A 14,480-nucleotide genomic window follows, 5' to 3' on the forward strand; every position below is an offset into this window, starting at 1 on the left:
TTTTTCAGACATTATGCGAGAAAGACGTGCGTTGCCCCGCTCTATACTAACCCTAAAGCCACGCTTTCTAATGCAAAGGAATAGTGCTTGTGACATTCATGTTCAACGCAACAGGATTGCCCTTACAAGATCTGGTGTTCGGCGCATCAGTTTATTTTCCTCCCCTGTTCAAAGCGTTCGCGCTGGCATTTGTCATCTGGTTGATTTTCCATCGCCTGTTACGCGACTGGATTTACTCAGGTGAAATCTGGCATCCCCTGCTGATGGATCTCTCTCTCTTTACACTTTGCGTCTGCCTGAGCCTTATCTTACTGATTGTGTGGTGATTATGTCCCTGAAAACCATTAAATACTTTTCAACTATTGGGGTTGCTGTTATCGCCGTGCTGGCCGGTTGGTGGCTGTGGAATTATTACATGCAGTCGCCGTGGACGCGCGATGGCAAAGTCCGGGCAGAACAAGTGAGCGTGACGCCTCAGGTCTCCGGAAGCATTATTCAACTCAACGTGAAAGATAACCAGTTCGTCAATGCAGGCGATCTCCTTTTTACCATCGACAAGACCCCTTTCCATATCGCAGAACTTAACGCACAGGCACAGTTGGCAAAAGCGCAGTCCGATCTGGCAAAAGCCAATAATGAGGCAAATCGCCGTCGGCATTTATCCCAAAACTATATCTCCGCCGAGGATATGGACACGGCGAATCTGAACGTTAAAGCTATGCAGGCCAGTGTTGAAGTCGCCAGAGCAACCCTGAAACAGGCCCAGTGGCAGCTAACCCAGACGGAAGTCAAAGCCCCGGTCGCGGGGTGGATAACCAATCTTTCGACCCGCACGGGCGATTATGCCACCACCGGCAAGCCCCTGTTTGCGCTTGTCGACAGCCACTCATTTTATGTGATCGGCTATTTTGAGGAAACCAAATTACGCCATATCCGTGAAGGTGCTCCAGCACAAATCACATTGTACAGCGGCAATATAAAGTTACAGGGTCACGTAGCCAGCATTGGCCGGGCCATCTACGACCAAAGTGTGGAAAGCGATTCCGGGCTGGTGCCTGATATCAAGCCCAATGTTCCGTGGGTTCGCCTGGCGCAGCGCGTTCCTGTGCGGATTGAATTTAACGCATTGCCGCATGACGTCACGCTGGTGTCGGGCACCACCTGTAGCGTGGCGATTGCTGGCCAGCGCTAATGAAACGCCTTCATCAGGTGTTGCAAAACGCCCCCTGGTTTAAAGCGACATCCGGGCAATGGCGATATGCCTTACGCAACACCATTGCCATGTGTCTTGCGCTGACGTTTGCCTATTATCTGAACCTGGATGAACCCTACTGGGCGATGACCTCCGCGGCGGTTGTGAGTTTTCCTACGGTAGGCGGCGTTATCAGCAAAAGCCTGGGGCGAATCGCCGGGAGTTTGCTTGGCGCAACCGCTGCCCTGATCCTGGCGGGACATACCCTCAACGAGCCCTGGCTCTTTCTGCTGAGTATGGCCGCCTGGATTGGCTTTTGTACCTGGGCCTGCGCGCACTTCACCAACAACGTGGCCTATGCGTTTCAGTTAGCGGGTTATACGGCGGCAATCATCGCCTTTCCGATGGTTAACATTAGCGAGATCACCCAGTTATGGGATATCGCTCAGGCCCGCGTATGCGAAGTAATTGTGGGCATTCTGTGTGGGGCGATGATGATGATGATCTTGCCCAGTACCTCTGACGGCACCGCACTGCTCACCGCGTTAAAAAACATGCACGCGCGATTGTTGGAGCATGCCAGTCAGCTCTGGCGGCCCGAGACAACTGACGCCATTCGCTCCGCCCACGAAGGGGTGATCGGTCAAATCCTGACGATGAATTTGTTACGCATCCAGGCCTTCTGGAGCCATTATCGTTTTCGTCAGCAGAATGCCTTGCTCAATTCACTGCTGCACCAACAGTTGCGTCTGACCAGCGTCATCTCGAGCCTTCGCAGAATGTTACTCAACTGGCCTAACCCTCCGGCGCATCTCCAGGAGGTGATTGAACAACTGCTGGTCACTCTCGCTAAACCGCAGACGGACAGCTACACCGTGGCGCGGATCATTGCCCCATTACGTCCTCTGGACAAGCAAGATTACCGGCACATCGCATTCTGGCAGCGGTTACGTTATTTCTGCCGGGTCTACTTACAGAATAGCCATCGCTTAAATTTGCTGGAAAATGTCGCGTCGGTTGAGCAGATTAACGTGAAGCGCAGCCCCGGACTTGCGCGCCACACCGACAACGCGGAAGCCATCTGGGGGGGCTTACGTACGTTTTGCACGTTGATGGTGATTGGCGCATGGAGCATTGGCGCACAGTGGGAGTCAGGCTCTGGCGCGTTAACGCTGGCGGCCATCAGTTGCGTACTCTATTCTGCCGTTGCGGCCCCATTCAAATCGCTCTCTCTGCTGATGCGCACGCTTATCCTGTTGTCGCTGTTCAGTTTCGTCGTCAAATTTGGGCTGATGGTACAAATCACCGATCTCTGGCAGTTTCTGTTGTTCCTGTTCCCGCTGCTCGCGACGATGCAGTTACTGAAGTTACAAATGCCAAAGCTGGCGGGGCTTTGGGGGCAACTCATTGTGTTTATGGGGTCGTTTGTCGCCGTCACTAATCCGCCGGTTTATGATCTGGCTGAGTTTTTAAACGACAACACCGCCAAGATAGCCGGGGTGGCCATCTCCTGGCTGGCATTCGCCATTCTACGCCCCGGCTCAGACGCCAGGAAAAGCCGACGTCACATTCGCGCATTACGCCGGGATTTTGTGGATCAGCTCAGTCGTTATCCCTCTCTGAGCGAGAATGAGTTTGAATCCCTGACGTATCATCACGTTAGCCAACTCAGTAACAGCCAGGATGCATTAGCGCGGCGTTGGCTATTACGATGGGGTGTGGTGTTGCTGAACTGTTCGCACGTTGTTTGGCAATTACGCGCCTGGGAAGCACGTTCAGACCCACTTTCGCGGGTGAGGGATATTTGCATCTCATTATTGCATGACGTGATGAGCGAGCGTGGCGTTCAGCAACGCCCACTCGCCACCACATTGCAGGAATTGCAGCGTATCTGCGACACGCTCGCGCACCATCATCAGCCCGCAGCACAGGAACTGGCGGCGCTTATCTGGCGACTTCACTGTTCACTTTCGCAGCTTGAACAAGCGCCACCGCAGGGTACGCTGACATCCTGATTATTTAATCACGCCACAGGCATAACGCGCCCCGCCACCGCCCAACGGTTTTGGCTGATCGGACATGTTATCGCCGCCAACATGGATCATCAGCGCCTTGTCTTTAACGTCATCAAGGGATGTGAGTCGCGGAGCAACGACAGGCGTTGTCGCAGTACCGTCGCTATTCACCACTAGCAGGGGCAAGTCGCCCATATGGCCTGCGCCACTGGGTCCCTCATGTTTGCCGGTTTTGTGGGGATCGAGATGCCCTCCTGCGGACTCCGCGGCAGAAGCTTTGCCCTCTTTCATCGCGGGCTCGCAGCTACCGTTGGCATGGACGTGGAAACCATGTTCTCCTGCGGGTAATGCTTTGAGATCGGGGGTAAATTGCAGGCCTTTATCGGTTTCGGTGATAGTGACCGTGCCAATCGCTTGCCCGACGCCTTGCGATGTCACCAGATTCATTTCCACTTTTTCACTGTTGGCCTGTGCACCCGCACAAACCAACAGCGTCAACATTGCCAGACTCACACGTTTCATAGGACCTCCGTCAATTTATCTCCCCGTTAAGTGTAAACCAGCGAAATAATCTTGAGCGTAAAGTCCGTATGTTGGTTATGGCACGTCGTAACCGAGAGCGGCTTTACGGATACGGAACCATTGCTGGCGCGACATCGTCAATGATTCTGCTTCAATCGCCGAACGCACCCGCTCAATTTTCCCGGAACCGATAATAGGCAATGGCTGCGAAGGTAGTCGCAAAATCCACGCATACACCACCTGTTCGATGGATTGCGCATTCAGCTCTTCTGCAATCGTGGCAAGTTCTTTACGCAGCGGTTGGTATTCGTCATCATTAAACAGGCGCCCACCGCCGAGGCAGGACCAGGCCATTGGACGAATGCGCAGTTGCTGGAGCTGATCGAGCGTACCGTCCAGCAACAGCGGCTGGTGAACCGGCGAGATTTCCACCTGGTTTGTCGCGAGTGTGAACGGCAGGCGTGACTGCAATAACGTGAACTGTGCTGGCGTGAAGTTTGACACCCCAAAGTGGCTAACCTTTCCACTTTTGTGCAGCTGTTTAAACGCTTCCGCGACATCATCGGCGTCCATTAACGGATCGGGGCGATGGATCAACAGCAGGTCAAGATGGTCGGTTGCCAGATTTTTCAGCGACTGTTCCGCGCTGACAATAATATGGTCGCTATCGGTAATGTAATGACCGAGCGTATTTTCTGCCCGGGCGGTCGTGGCAATACCACACTTGGTGACAATTTGCATGCGTTCACGCAGATGCGGCGCCAGCTTCATGGCCTCGCCAAATGCCGCTTCACACTGGTAGCCACCATAAATATCCGCATGGTCAACCGTGGTAACGCCTAATTCAAGATGCTCTTCAATGAAACTCACCAACTGACGCGCGGACATATTCCAGTCCATTAAACGCCAGTAGCCCATAACGAAGCGGGAAAACTCCGGACCTTGCGGCGCAATCGTGACACGCTGAACCATAACAGCTTCCTCATCAATAGACAGGTTTTGAGTATACGCAATTACGCTTTTAAAAGAGTGAAGGTTGTTGCGGTTCTTCCTGCGGGTCGGGTTTGTTTGCACGCAATCTGCGCATCAGGCGCTGACGGCATAAGCGCAGCACCTCTTGTTTTTCGGCATCGCTCATATTTTGCCAGTTAAAGCGCTCATCACGGCTGCGCAGACATCCACGGCAAAACCCACGATCATCTGACTGACAGATGCCGCGACACGGGCTCTGGACGGGAAAAAACTCCAACTGCTCAGCCACATTCCCTCCTTAATTAAGATAGCCCTGCACCACATACTTCATGTTGCGGCGCACCGCCTGAAGGATGATGTCTCTATGACAATTGAAGACGCTAACTGAAATTCTGGCAACTTCTGTTGCATTAGACCGACTGGTCTATTACACTCTTTTCCCATGAACAAACAGACTGAACATGACACACGCGAACATCTTCTGGCAACAGGCGAAAAGCTTTGCATGCAGAAAGGCTTCACCGGAATGGGGTTGAGCGAACTGCTGAAAACCGCCGAAGTGCCCAAGGGTTCGTTTTATCACTATTTTCGCTCAAAAGAAGCGTTTGGCGTCGCGATGCTGGAACGCCACTATGCGGCGTACCATCTGCGTCTGGCGACGCTTCTGGAATCCGGTGCGGGTAATTATCGCGACCGGGTTCTGACGTACTATCAGGAAAACCTGAAGCAGTTCTGCCAGCAGGGCAGTATTAGCGGGTGCTTAACCGTTAAACTTTCCGCTGAGGTGTGCGATCTTTCGGAAGATATGCGTACTGCGATGGACAAAGGTGCACGGCACATTACCGCGCTGCTGGCGCAAGCGCTGGAAAAAGGGCGTGCTAGTCACTGTTTGTCGTTTGTCGGTGAACCTCTGCAGCAGGCGCAGGTACTCTATGCCCTGTGGTTAGGGGCGAATTTGCAGGCCAAAATTTCTCGTAGTGCAGCACCGCTGGAAAGCGCGCTGGCACACGTAAAAACCATTGTTGCAACGCCTGCCGTTTAACAGGCGTTTTTATTTACCTTATCACTAGTCGACCGGTCTACTCAGGAGTCATTCATTATGTCGTCCGAAAAATTATTTACCCCACTGAAAGTCGGGGCTATTACCGCCGCAAACCGCGTTTTTATGGCCCCTCTTACGCGTTTACGCAGCATTGAACCTGGCGATATTCCGACACCGTTAATGGCGGAGTATTATCGTCAACGCGCAAGTTCTGGGCTTATCATCTCCGAAGCAACCCAGATTTCGGCCCAGGCGAAAGGTTACGCTGGCGCACCAGGGCTGCACAGCCCGGAACAGATTGCCGCATGGAAAAAAATCACCGCCGGCGTTCACGCGGAACAGGGGCATATTGCCGTTCAACTTTGGCACACCGGTCGTATTTCTCACAACAGCCTCCAGCCAAATGGCCAGGCGCCAGTTTCGGCTTCGGCGATCAGCGCGAATACCCGTACTTCTCTGCGCGATGAAAACGGTCATGCGACCCGCGTAGACACCTCAATGCCGCGCGCGCTGGAAACCGACGAAATTCCAGGTATCGTGAACGATTTCCGTCAGGCGATTGCGAATGCGCGTGAAGCCGGGTTTGATCTGGTGGAGCTGCATTCGGCCCACGGCTATCTGTTACATCAGTTCCTTTCCCCGACCTCTAACCACCGTACCGATCAATACGGCGGCAGCGTAGAAAACCGTGCGCGTCTGGTGCTGGAAGTAGTAGATGCGGGTATTCAGGAATGGGGCGCAGATCGCATTGGTATTCGCGTGTCACCGATAGGTTCTTTCCAGAATGTGGATAACGGTCCGAACGAAGAAGCCGACGCGCTGTATCTGATTGAACAGCTGGGTAAACGCGGTATTGCTTATCTGCATATGTCCGAGCCGGACTGGGCGGGCGGTCAGCCGTATAGCGAAGAATTCCGTCGTAAAGTGCGTGAACGTTTCCATGGCCCGATTATCGGTGCAGGGGCTTATACCCCCGAAAAAGCCGAGGACCTGATCGCCAAAGGTCTGATCGATGCCGTGGCATTTGGTCGCGCGTATATCGCCAACCCGGACCTGGTTGCGCGTTTGCAACATAAAGCCGAACTCAACCCGCAACGCGCAGAAAGCTTCTATGGCGGTGGCGCGGAAGGTTATACCGACTACCCTACCTTGTAATTTCGCATTGCGTAATCCTGCATTGATAGCGGCGTAAAAACGCCGCTATACTAAAACAACATTTTGAATGTATTGACCATTTTAAAGGGGAATAACAATGCGTTTACTTCATACCATGCTGCGCGTCGGCGATCTGCAACGCTCCATCGATTTTTACACCAAAGTGCTGGGCATGAAGCTACTGCGCACCAGCGAAAACACCGAGTACAAATACTCTCTGGCGTTCGTCGGTTACGGTGAAGAATGTGATGAAGCGGTGATTGAGCTGACCTATAACTGGGGCGTCGATAAATACGAACTGGGCACCGCTTACGGTCATATCGCCCTGAGCGTGGATAACGCCGCTGAAGCCTGCGAGCGCATTCGTCAAAATGGCGGCAACGTCACTCGTGAAGCCGGCCCGGTTAAAGGCGGCACCACGGTGATTGCGTTTGTTGAAGATCCGGACGGTTACAAAATCGAACTGATCGAAGAGAAAGATGCCGGTCGCGGTCTGGGCAACTAATGCCTGCCGGGCGCAGATCCTCTGCGCCCTTTTATCGTTTTTTTGGCGTTGTCGTTATTGGTAGGATATTTCATAGATAACCGACGCAGAGACTTTGCCACCGACAATCGTGTCGTCGGACGTTCTGTAGTATCTGACTGACATCGGAATTTCATAATGGCCATCACTCGCATCACCCACCGTAAAGGATTCATTCAGATGAACCGTTTGCGGCGTTTGCCCTCCGTCTTTGACTGACAAGATCTGGACACCGACATTTTCCGCCAGCCCGTCCCCTTTATCGCTATACAGCACGCCATTTTCAGCGTCACCGCCATTAGGATCGGTCAGCGTCATATTGACGGTGGTGGTACCGGTGCAAGTGAGATTAATAGCAAAATCCACATTATCACCGACGTCACCTTTATGCGTAAGTTTGTTGGCGTTAATGCGCGCTAAATTGACGAGGGCCGGTGTATCCGCATCAATATCGCAACCGCCGACTTTAACTGAAATGATGAAGGCCTTATTAGAAAGAATCGAACACGAATCACGAGTATTGGTTGTCCGGGAGGACGATAAACATACATCCGCCAACGTCACTCCACCTTCAATAAAGTGGTTTCCAGGAACCAATGGACCTGTAGTGACATAATAAAGTTTATATTTCACCCCCAAAGATCCATACCATATTGCGTGGTCATCAGCCCAGAGCGGCGCGGTAGGATTTTGTTGAAGTCCCTGATAAGGTTTGTTGGGATCGCCGATAGCCAGTGCATAGCCAAATCCAACCGTATTATAGACTTCATAGACAGGTAGATTTCCTTCAGGTGACGAATATGTGCCAATAGCAGAATGGAAAGCTTCCGCCCAGGTAGATGTCCCACTTCCTACATCACATTCCCGTCCTGTAAATTCAAATGCTACCGCGACGTCATCCGCGTATGGCCCGCCAATCAGTGTTCCAACCGGATAGGCTGAGGCATCGTCAGTATTGATTGAGATATTATTGGTATCTACAGAAACACCACTGGAACGAACACATAAAAAACTATAGCTGGCATGGACCTCCTCGATTATCCCGCACAGCGCTAATGCAATAACTGACATTATTACTATTCGTAGTGAGTAGCTCAACGCTCTGTTTAGAATTAAAATAATCGCTGTCATATATTCCTGTTATCCATTATGTGCCGGGAGTTTATCTGCAACTTTCCACAAACGGCTTCAGCGCCGTTTTCTTTGTTTTTTCAGATTCTGGCGCAAGTGCATAATTGACACGACACTGTTCATTTTCATCATCCCCCCATTTAATATGCAAGCTGCCTTTATCATTCGGCACACGGGCATATATCAGGCTCCCTTGGGATACCACCCCGACGCTGATACCATTTTCATCAAAAACATCCGCGCCAAACGGTAGTGTGTTTCCGCCAAAATTCGCCTGAATTAATACCGGCCTCCCCTGACGGGCATCAAACTTCGCTTTCACCACCGCACCATAGCGCGGGACTATTTTTTGCGAGGTGTTTTCCAGTTCCGCGTTTTCAGATATCCCTTTGGGATCAATAACGACATCATTTAACTGATAAGGATTGGTTGACGGGAACAGAGCGTAGCCAAAACGGTCAATGGTCACACCGGGATATGAGGGTATCGCCGCCCCTTCAGCCCCTTTCGCCTCCACCAGGGTAAACGTATCACCCGTGTAGGGTGAGAATGTAATGCCGCCCGAATGCGCAACCACAGAGCCAGACATACCAACCGACGCACTGTGATAATCGCGACCTTTACTGTACGTTGCGGAAAGTGAAGCGACACCACCTTTATAGGTCCCGGCAACGTTACCGCTTGTCCCTGCATAGTCGTCATGACTGCCGCTAACCGAATAAGTATACTGGTTCTGTTCACCGAGACTGCCCGAAATAATCGCCTGTTCTGAGGCCGTGCCAGATGAATCCTGGTTATAGCTCATACTGAGTTGCGGCACAGACGCCCCCATATCGTGGCTTTCCCACAATGGAATCGAGAAATTCAGAAAATAACTGGTCTGGGATGTGCCCCACTCGTCCTGACTACGACTGATATTCAGACTGTAATTCAACCATTTATAACTATTGGAATAACCGATCTGGTATTGCCGCTCTACAGATCCTTTATTCCAATAGTTCTCCATGCTGGCGCTAATATATAACTGGCCCCATCCTTCCTTGAGCCCCTGGCTCAGATTAAGCGTAAAGCGGTTTTTCTGTCGCTGAATCTGATTACTATCATTACCGTGATGCAAATCATCCAGCGTTTCCATCGCCGTGAGGTAATCCATATATCCACTGCTGGAGAAACGGTACGCGGCCAGTGTGATATTACTGTTCGTTTCATTAATCAGCTTGCTGTAACTTATCTGAAAACTTTGACCGGACATATCGCCACGATCGGGCAGATGCGCTTTGGACTGGGTGACGTCAAACGCGATTGCGCCAATGGGAAAACCTAAGGCAGCGCCAATTTTTACCGCCTGATAATCCTTGTTTGCCTGAACGCCCCCATACCCTGTCAGAATGTTCGTGAAGCCCTGTTGCCAGGTCGCCTCCGTAAAGACAGGATCGTCCGATACGCTGTCGCTGCGCAGTTTTCCCGCACTGAGGCTGTACCGCGTACTTCCGGGACGCAGCAATTGCGACACCGAAGAATAAGGAATGGAAAAGTTCTGCTGCGAGCCATCGGCCTCCTGAATGCTCACATCCAGATTACCGCCATAACCGGTCGGATAGAGATCGCTAATCACAAACGCACCGGGCGAAACGGTGGTTTCATAAATCGTCTGACCGCTCTGTTTAACCGTGACTTTCGCATTCGTTTTCGCCACACCGCGTATTTCAGGCGCATAACCGCGCTGCGATTGTGGCAACATGCGCTCATCACTGGCCACCTGCGCCCCGCTGATGGGCAATGTATCAAACAGTTGTCCGCTGGTATTCAGTTGCCCGGCCGCCAGACGTCCCCAGATAGCAGGAATATCCCGCTGCACATAGGTATTCAGGACAGTGTAGTGCCCGCCTTGATCCTGCATCCAGTTCCAGGAGCCATTATGACGAAGGTACCATGCGCCAATATTCAGGCCACTGTTGATCGAGGCGTATAATGACTTCGATTCATAATTGCTGTTTTTTGATTCGTAGGCATTCATATTGTATCCCAGCATCAGGGCGGGGATCCCGCTATCCCACATTGACGGGGGCACAGAACCACGCGGAAGTTTATTGATATAAACTTGCGGGATAGAGAGATTTAGCTGCTGGGCCTCACTGTCAAATTCCTGTGTTGCCTCCGGAATGATATCTTGTATACGTGTGCAGTTCTTACTGTCGGTCAGTACGTCCCATTGCGTGAATTTAATCTGTTCTTTTTTAAAACTGATCAATTCAAAAACATTATTTGGAATACACGCATCAACGGCATTGTTCGCCCCGGCCCGGAACTCGATGTTCGAAATCGTTAATTGCTCAGTGTTCAGCGAGACAATAACTTTATAGATACCCGGTAATACACTCGCGCCATTTGAAAATCGCTTCAGGTCGATAATTTGCGCGCCTGAACGGTTAACAAAAGCATCATTAAACTCATAATTCCCCGCAACGTCCATCGAGGAGATGCCGTCTGTTTTTGCTCCGGCGACAGCATATTGCAATGGAAGCACGATATTAACGTAACAAAGCACATGGAATAAGCGCATAATAAAATCACCGAAAATGAATTATTTTTTGACTTTATACTTATTCAATCCACCAAAATCATTGATTGACGCATATTCGATCGAATCTGCGCTACTTAACTGTTTCACACCGTTGAAATGAAAATCACTTGATCCACCCGGTGAAATCATCTGCCCAGGGGAAACCATTTTCTTCCCACCCGATGTATAACTCACTTCACTCAGGGTGACATAATAAGGTGTCGGGTTAGTTGCTGTAATACCGCTACCGTTAATACTCCAGCGTAGTAAATTGGGCGCGTCATTGGCGCTGCCTTTTAGTGAATCTGGACGATAGAAAAGCTTGATACGTGTTTTGAAGGCAATATTAATCTGGCTTGCGTCAATGGAGTCTTTCGACTTTGCAGGGATAGCCAATACATTCAGATAAAAAACAGACTCTTTATCCTGCGGCAGGCTGTTTTCAGCGATCAGACTGATCCTGAGCGTCTGTCCTTTGCCCGCATTCACCCGGTTAATGGGCGGTGTTAAGACAAAGACAGATGCTATTTTATCAGGCGTCACGTTCTTAACACCGTTATCGATCCAGCTTTGCGCCAGAACCGGCAGGCTTCCTGTATTTTTCATTCGTACAGTCACTTCACTCTCGCCGGCAGGATAAATAACGCGAGTCCCCTCTAACACCAGGCCTGCAAATGAGAGAGTGCTGAAACCAAACAGTGTCATCAATAATGACATCTGCCATAAAAATTTAAAAAGTTTCATTAAATTAATCCAGAATTGACCATTTGTTAACAACACTCTGTGTAACTTATTTACTGATACGACAGTTCATAGGTGGCATTAGCGGTAACTTTACCGACGGCTGGCGCGGCATCATTACTGTAATATTGCACGATATAGGAAAGTGAACCGTTCCCACTGGCATCGATGGTAAATTTCGACCCACCGCTCTGATCCGCATTTAAATCAATTGCAGTATTGGATTTAGCAACATCCACCAACTGCAGACTTACTTTCGTTGGATTCGCTTCTTCGTTTTTCAGGTTGCCATTGGTATCCGGCGTCCCATTCTGCACGCCAAACTGAACACCTATACCTGTCGCGCTCGCCGTACAACCCGTAACGGAAATAGCGAAAGGTGTAGGTTTTGCTGTCGTACCAACCACCGCGATGGTTTCTGTAGACACTTTATCCAGAGTCACCGTGCCATTGGGACCACCGGCATCAACTTTGGTATCACAGGTTGAGGCAACGACTTCTCCGGCGAATTTAATGGTTCCTTTATCGGTAGCCGCATTCGCGGTATTTATGCCGGACAAACTTACTATCGCACAGGCAGACATCACCATGTATAACTTACGCAATTTCATTTATCTCTCCAACGTATAACAAGAGTGTTTATTGAGTATCATTCATCCCTAAAACTTAACACTCACCCAGCCAGTGTTATCTGTAAGGATTTTTATGTTATTTATCGCTATTATATTTTATATTCCCGACAACTCGCATTTTCGAGCAATTTTAGCCATCATATGCAAAAGAATGACTTTAGCGTCAGTACAATAGCCATAACAACATAATAATATTATATATCAATAATAAGCCGTCGGTAATCAATGTTCAGTCTAATTTTGGACAATTCACAACATGGACACCTTAATTAAACACAAAGTTAACCAGGGATAATATTAGATATTAGTTCGCGTAATAGGCAGGTGAGATTAAATAACCCCTTCCACTGTTCAATTAAATTGATTGCACAATCGCTTAATCCCACAACACTGAATAATGCGGATACAAAACAGGAATACAAAATATATTTTTGTACATTTGATGAGTATGGGCACCAGCACCCTATTCCGCGCACACCCACGCTTAGCTCGGTGAGGTCATATTTTTTTGATTTTATGAACAGGCATTCCTGCTATCTGAAGGGGAAGAAAATGCCCACAAGCAGCCTGACAGGACATCAACCTGCTCTACGGAATGTCGATATCCTGGGACGCAATACCCGATGTCCCTTTTCCCTCTGCCATTCCCGTCAGCAACAAAATTTGGCATAATGCGCGCTGCAATTTTTCTGTATTAAGAGACCCTGATGTCCGATAACGCTCAACTTTCCGGTCTGTGTGACCGTTTTCGTGGTTTTTATCCTGTCGTGATAGATGTCGAAACGGCTGGATTTAACGCCAAAACCGACGCGCTGCTTGAGATCGCCGCCATCACACTGAAAATGGATGAACAAGGCTGGTTGATGCCGGACACGACGCTGCATTTCCATGTCGAACCGTTTGAAGGGGCAAACTTACAGCCTGAGGCGCTCGCCTTTAACGGTATCGATCCGTCAAATCCACTGCGCGGCGCCGTCAGTGAGTACGACGCGTTGCACGCGATCTTCAAAATGGTGCGCAAAGGCATCAAAGACAGCGGTTGCAACCGGGCCATCATGGTTGCCCACAACGCCACCTTCGACCACAGTTTTATGATGGCAGCGGCGGAACGCGCATCGTTGAAGCGTAATCCGTTCCATCCCTTCGTGACCTTCGATACTGCAGCACTCAGCGGTCTGGCGCTGGGGCAAACCGTGTTGTCAAAAGCCTGTCTGGCAGCAGGTATGGAGTTTGATGGCACCCAGGCGCACTCCGCCCTCTATGACACCGAACGCACCGCTATCCTGTTTTGCGAAATCGTGAACCGTTGGAAACGCCTTGGCGGGTGGCCACTACCGCAACCGGAAGACGCTTAATCACTTTCATCAGGCGATCGAGCCCATAAAAAAAGCGACCAGAGAATGGTCGCTTTTTTTATTTCCGCTGATTACTCAGCATCAGGTTCTTCGGTTTTGTATTTCGCTGCAGTTTCTTTAATCAGTTGCTGCAACTCACCGCGCTGGTACATTTCGATCAAAATATCACAGCCGCCAACCAGTTCGCCATCAACCCACAGTTGCGGGAAAGTTGGCCAGTTTGCATATTTCGGTAATTCCGCTCGAATATCCGGGTTTTGCAGGATATCAACATAGGCAAAACGCTCGCCACAGGCAGACAACGCCTGGACAGCCTGTGCGGAGAAACCGCAGCTTGGCAGTTTTGGAGAACCTTTCATGTACAGGAGAATCGGGTTTTCAGCGATCTGGCGCTGGATTTTTTCGATAGTGGTGCTCATTGTCTTGCTTCCTTTAACTTCTTTTACGGCAGTAGTCTGACATTGTAGCGGGTCAGACTGGCAACGGAAAATAACATTTTCATTACGCTTTACTATTTTATCCCCTGGCGCGATAAGTTGCATTCTCTATATTCCTTATCCTGTAAAACAACACGCCCTGGACTCTCCGCTGACCATTTTTAGTACGAGCTGTTGATTTTTTTTGCAGTCGCTTACGA

At 50.2% G+C, this 14,480-nt stretch carries 14 protein-coding genes and 1 pseudogene; 7 read left to right on the top strand and 8 right to left on the bottom strand.

Translation table 11 applies throughout. The features are described from left to right. Positions 1-89: 89 nt before the first annotated feature. The 3 genes and pseudogenes from AC07NP_RS05390 to AC07NP_RS05400 all read left to right on the top strand — a co-directional run bounded on the left by AC07NP_RS05390 (position 90) and on the right by AC07NP_RS05400 (position 3,232). Entirely contained in the window at positions 90-326 is a 237-nt protein-coding gene (locus tag AC07NP_RS05390) for a DUF1656 domain-containing protein (RefSeq protein WP_494659798.1), read from the top strand. A 2-nt stretch (positions 327-328) separates the two neighbouring features. Beyond that, on the top strand, positions 329-1,192 hold the full coding sequence (locus tag AC07NP_RS05395) for an efflux RND transporter periplasmic adaptor subunit (RefSeq protein WP_494659799.1): 864 nt from the start codon (positions 329-331) through the stop codon (positions 1,190-1,192). After that, positions 1,192-3,232 (top strand): annotated as a pseudogene (locus tag AC07NP_RS05400) (FUSC family protein). Before AC07NP_RS05395 ends, AC07NP_RS05400 begins: the two are co-directional and overlap by 1 nt. Here the strand turns inward: AC07NP_RS05400 and sodC are convergent. The 3 genes from sodC to AC07NP_RS05415 form a co-directional block, all read right to left on the bottom strand. Continuing rightward, entirely contained in the window at positions 3,208-3,729 is a 522-nt protein-coding gene (gene sodC / locus AC07NP_RS05405) for a superoxide dismutase [Cu-Zn] SodC (RefSeq protein WP_494659800.1), read from the bottom strand. The pseudogene AC07NP_RS05400 and the gene sodC overlap by 25 nt on opposite strands. 75 nt (positions 3,730-3,804) lie before the next feature. Further along, complete coding sequence (locus AC07NP_RS05410; RefSeq protein WP_494659801.1) at positions 3,805-4,701, bottom strand: aldo/keto reductase; 897 nt, start codon at positions 4,699-4,701, stop codon at positions 3,805-3,807. 49 nt (positions 4,702-4,750) lie between these two features. After that, on the bottom strand, positions 4,751-4,990 hold the full coding sequence (locus tag AC07NP_RS05415) for a DUF1289 domain-containing protein (protein ID WP_192612101.1): 240 nt from the start codon (positions 4,988-4,990) through the stop codon (positions 4,751-4,753). A 153-nt stretch (positions 4,991-5,143) separates the two neighbouring features. Between AC07NP_RS05415 and AC07NP_RS05420 the strand changes: the two genes are divergently transcribed. The 3 genes from AC07NP_RS05420 (at position 5,144) to gloA (ending at position 7,403) form a co-directional block, all read left to right on the top strand. Further along, positions 5,144-5,743, top strand: coding sequence for a TetR/AcrR family transcriptional regulator (locus AC07NP_RS05420; protein ID WP_494659802.1), 600 nt, complete (start codon positions 5,144-5,146; stop codon positions 5,741-5,743). A 57-nt stretch (positions 5,744-5,800) separates the two neighbouring features. Further along, entirely contained in the window at positions 5,801-6,898 is a 1,098-nt protein-coding gene (locus tag AC07NP_RS05425) for an alkene reductase (RefSeq protein ID WP_494659803.1), read from the top strand. 97 nt (positions 6,899-6,995) lie between these two features. Continuing rightward, positions 6,996-7,403: a lactoylglutathione lyase gene (gene gloA, locus AC07NP_RS05430; protein ID WP_494659804.1), complete on the top strand. Its 408-nt coding sequence runs from the start codon at positions 6,996-6,998 to the stop codon at positions 7,401-7,403. A gap of 54 nt (positions 7,404-7,457) precedes the next feature. Here the strand turns inward: gloA and AC07NP_RS05435 are convergent, their stop codons facing one another. Genes AC07NP_RS05435 through AC07NP_RS05450 form a run of 4 tightly spaced genes read right to left on the bottom strand, consistent with a single transcriptional unit; the run spans position 7,458 to position 12,467 of the window. Beyond that, complete coding sequence (locus AC07NP_RS05435; protein WP_494659805.1) at positions 7,458-8,552, bottom strand: fimbrial protein; 1,095 nt, start codon at positions 8,550-8,552, stop codon at positions 7,458-7,460. Positions 8,553-8,583: 31 nt separating this feature from the next. Then, the gene (locus AC07NP_RS05440; protein ID WP_494659806.1) at positions 8,584-11,115 is read right to left on the bottom strand and encodes a fimbria/pilus outer membrane usher protein; all 2,532 of its coding nucleotides are present in this window, start codon (positions 11,113-11,115) and stop codon (positions 8,584-8,586) included. Positions 11,116-11,136: 21 nt separating this feature from the next. Beyond that, positions 11,137-11,859: a fimbrial biogenesis chaperone gene (locus AC07NP_RS05445; RefSeq protein WP_494659807.1), complete on the bottom strand. Its 723-nt coding sequence runs from the start codon at positions 11,857-11,859 to the stop codon at positions 11,137-11,139. A gap of 50 nt (positions 11,860-11,909) precedes the next feature. Next, entirely contained in the window at positions 11,910-12,467 is a 558-nt protein-coding gene (locus AC07NP_RS05450) for a fimbrial protein (protein WP_494659808.1), read from the bottom strand. Between the two features lie 728 nt (positions 12,468-13,195). On the opposite strand from AC07NP_RS05450, the gene rnt reads away from it, so the two are divergent. Continuing rightward, positions 13,196-13,843: a ribonuclease T gene (gene rnt, locus AC07NP_RS05455; protein ID WP_271446358.1), complete on the top strand. Its 648-nt coding sequence runs from the start codon at positions 13,196-13,198 to the stop codon at positions 13,841-13,843. A gap of 71 nt (positions 13,844-13,914) precedes the next feature. Here rnt and grxD read toward each other — a convergent pair whose 3' ends face one another. Next, on the bottom strand, positions 13,915-14,262 hold the full coding sequence (gene grxD, locus AC07NP_RS05460) for a monothiol glutaredoxin 4 (protein WP_003832760.1): 348 nt from the start codon (positions 14,260-14,262) through the stop codon (positions 13,915-13,917). Positions 14,263-14,480 lie beyond the last annotated feature (218 nt).

The organism is Citrobacter sp. GW821-FHT07H02 (assembly GCF_059418505.1).

Excerpts from the sequence above, each read along its gene's own strand:
- AC07NP_RS05395 (WP_494659799.1), top strand. The coding sequence starts at position 329 with ATGTCCCTGAAAACCATTAAATACTTTTCAACTATTGGGGTTGCTGTT.
- sodC (WP_494659800.1), bottom strand. The coding sequence starts at position 3,729 with ATGAAACGTGTGAGTCTGGCAATGTTGACGCTGTTGGTTTGTGCGGGT.
- AC07NP_RS05410 (WP_494659801.1), bottom strand. The coding sequence starts at position 4,701 with ATGGTTCAGCGTGTCACGATTGCGCCGCAAGGTCCGGAGTTTTCCCGC.
- AC07NP_RS05420 (WP_494659802.1), top strand. The coding sequence starts at position 5,144 with ATGAACAAACAGACTGAACATGACACACGCGAACATCTTCTGGCAACA.
- AC07NP_RS05425 (WP_494659803.1), top strand. The coding sequence starts at position 5,801 with ATGTCGTCCGAAAAATTATTTACCCCACTGAAAGTCGGGGCTATTACC.
- gloA (WP_494659804.1), top strand. The coding sequence starts at position 6,996 with ATGCGTTTACTTCATACCATGCTGCGCGTCGGCGATCTGCAACGCTCC.
- AC07NP_RS05435 (WP_494659805.1), bottom strand. The coding sequence starts at position 8,552 with ATGACAGCGATTATTTTAATTCTAAACAGAGCGTTGAGCTACTCACTA.
- AC07NP_RS05440 (WP_494659806.1), bottom strand. The coding sequence starts at position 11,115 with ATGCGCTTATTCCATGTGCTTTGTTACGTTAATATCGTGCTTCCATTG.
- AC07NP_RS05445 (WP_494659807.1), bottom strand. The coding sequence starts at position 11,859 with ATGAAACTTTTTAAATTTTTATGGCAGATGTCATTATTGATGACACTG.
- AC07NP_RS05450 (WP_494659808.1), bottom strand. The coding sequence starts at position 12,467 with ATGAAATTGCGTAAGTTATACATGGTGATGTCTGCCTGTGCGATAGTA.
- rnt (WP_271446358.1), top strand. The coding sequence starts at position 13,196 with ATGTCCGATAACGCTCAACTTTCCGGTCTGTGTGACCGTTTTCGTGGT.
- grxD (WP_003832760.1), bottom strand. The coding sequence starts at position 14,262 with ATGAGCACCACTATCGAAAAAATCCAGCGCCAGATCGCTGAAAACCCG.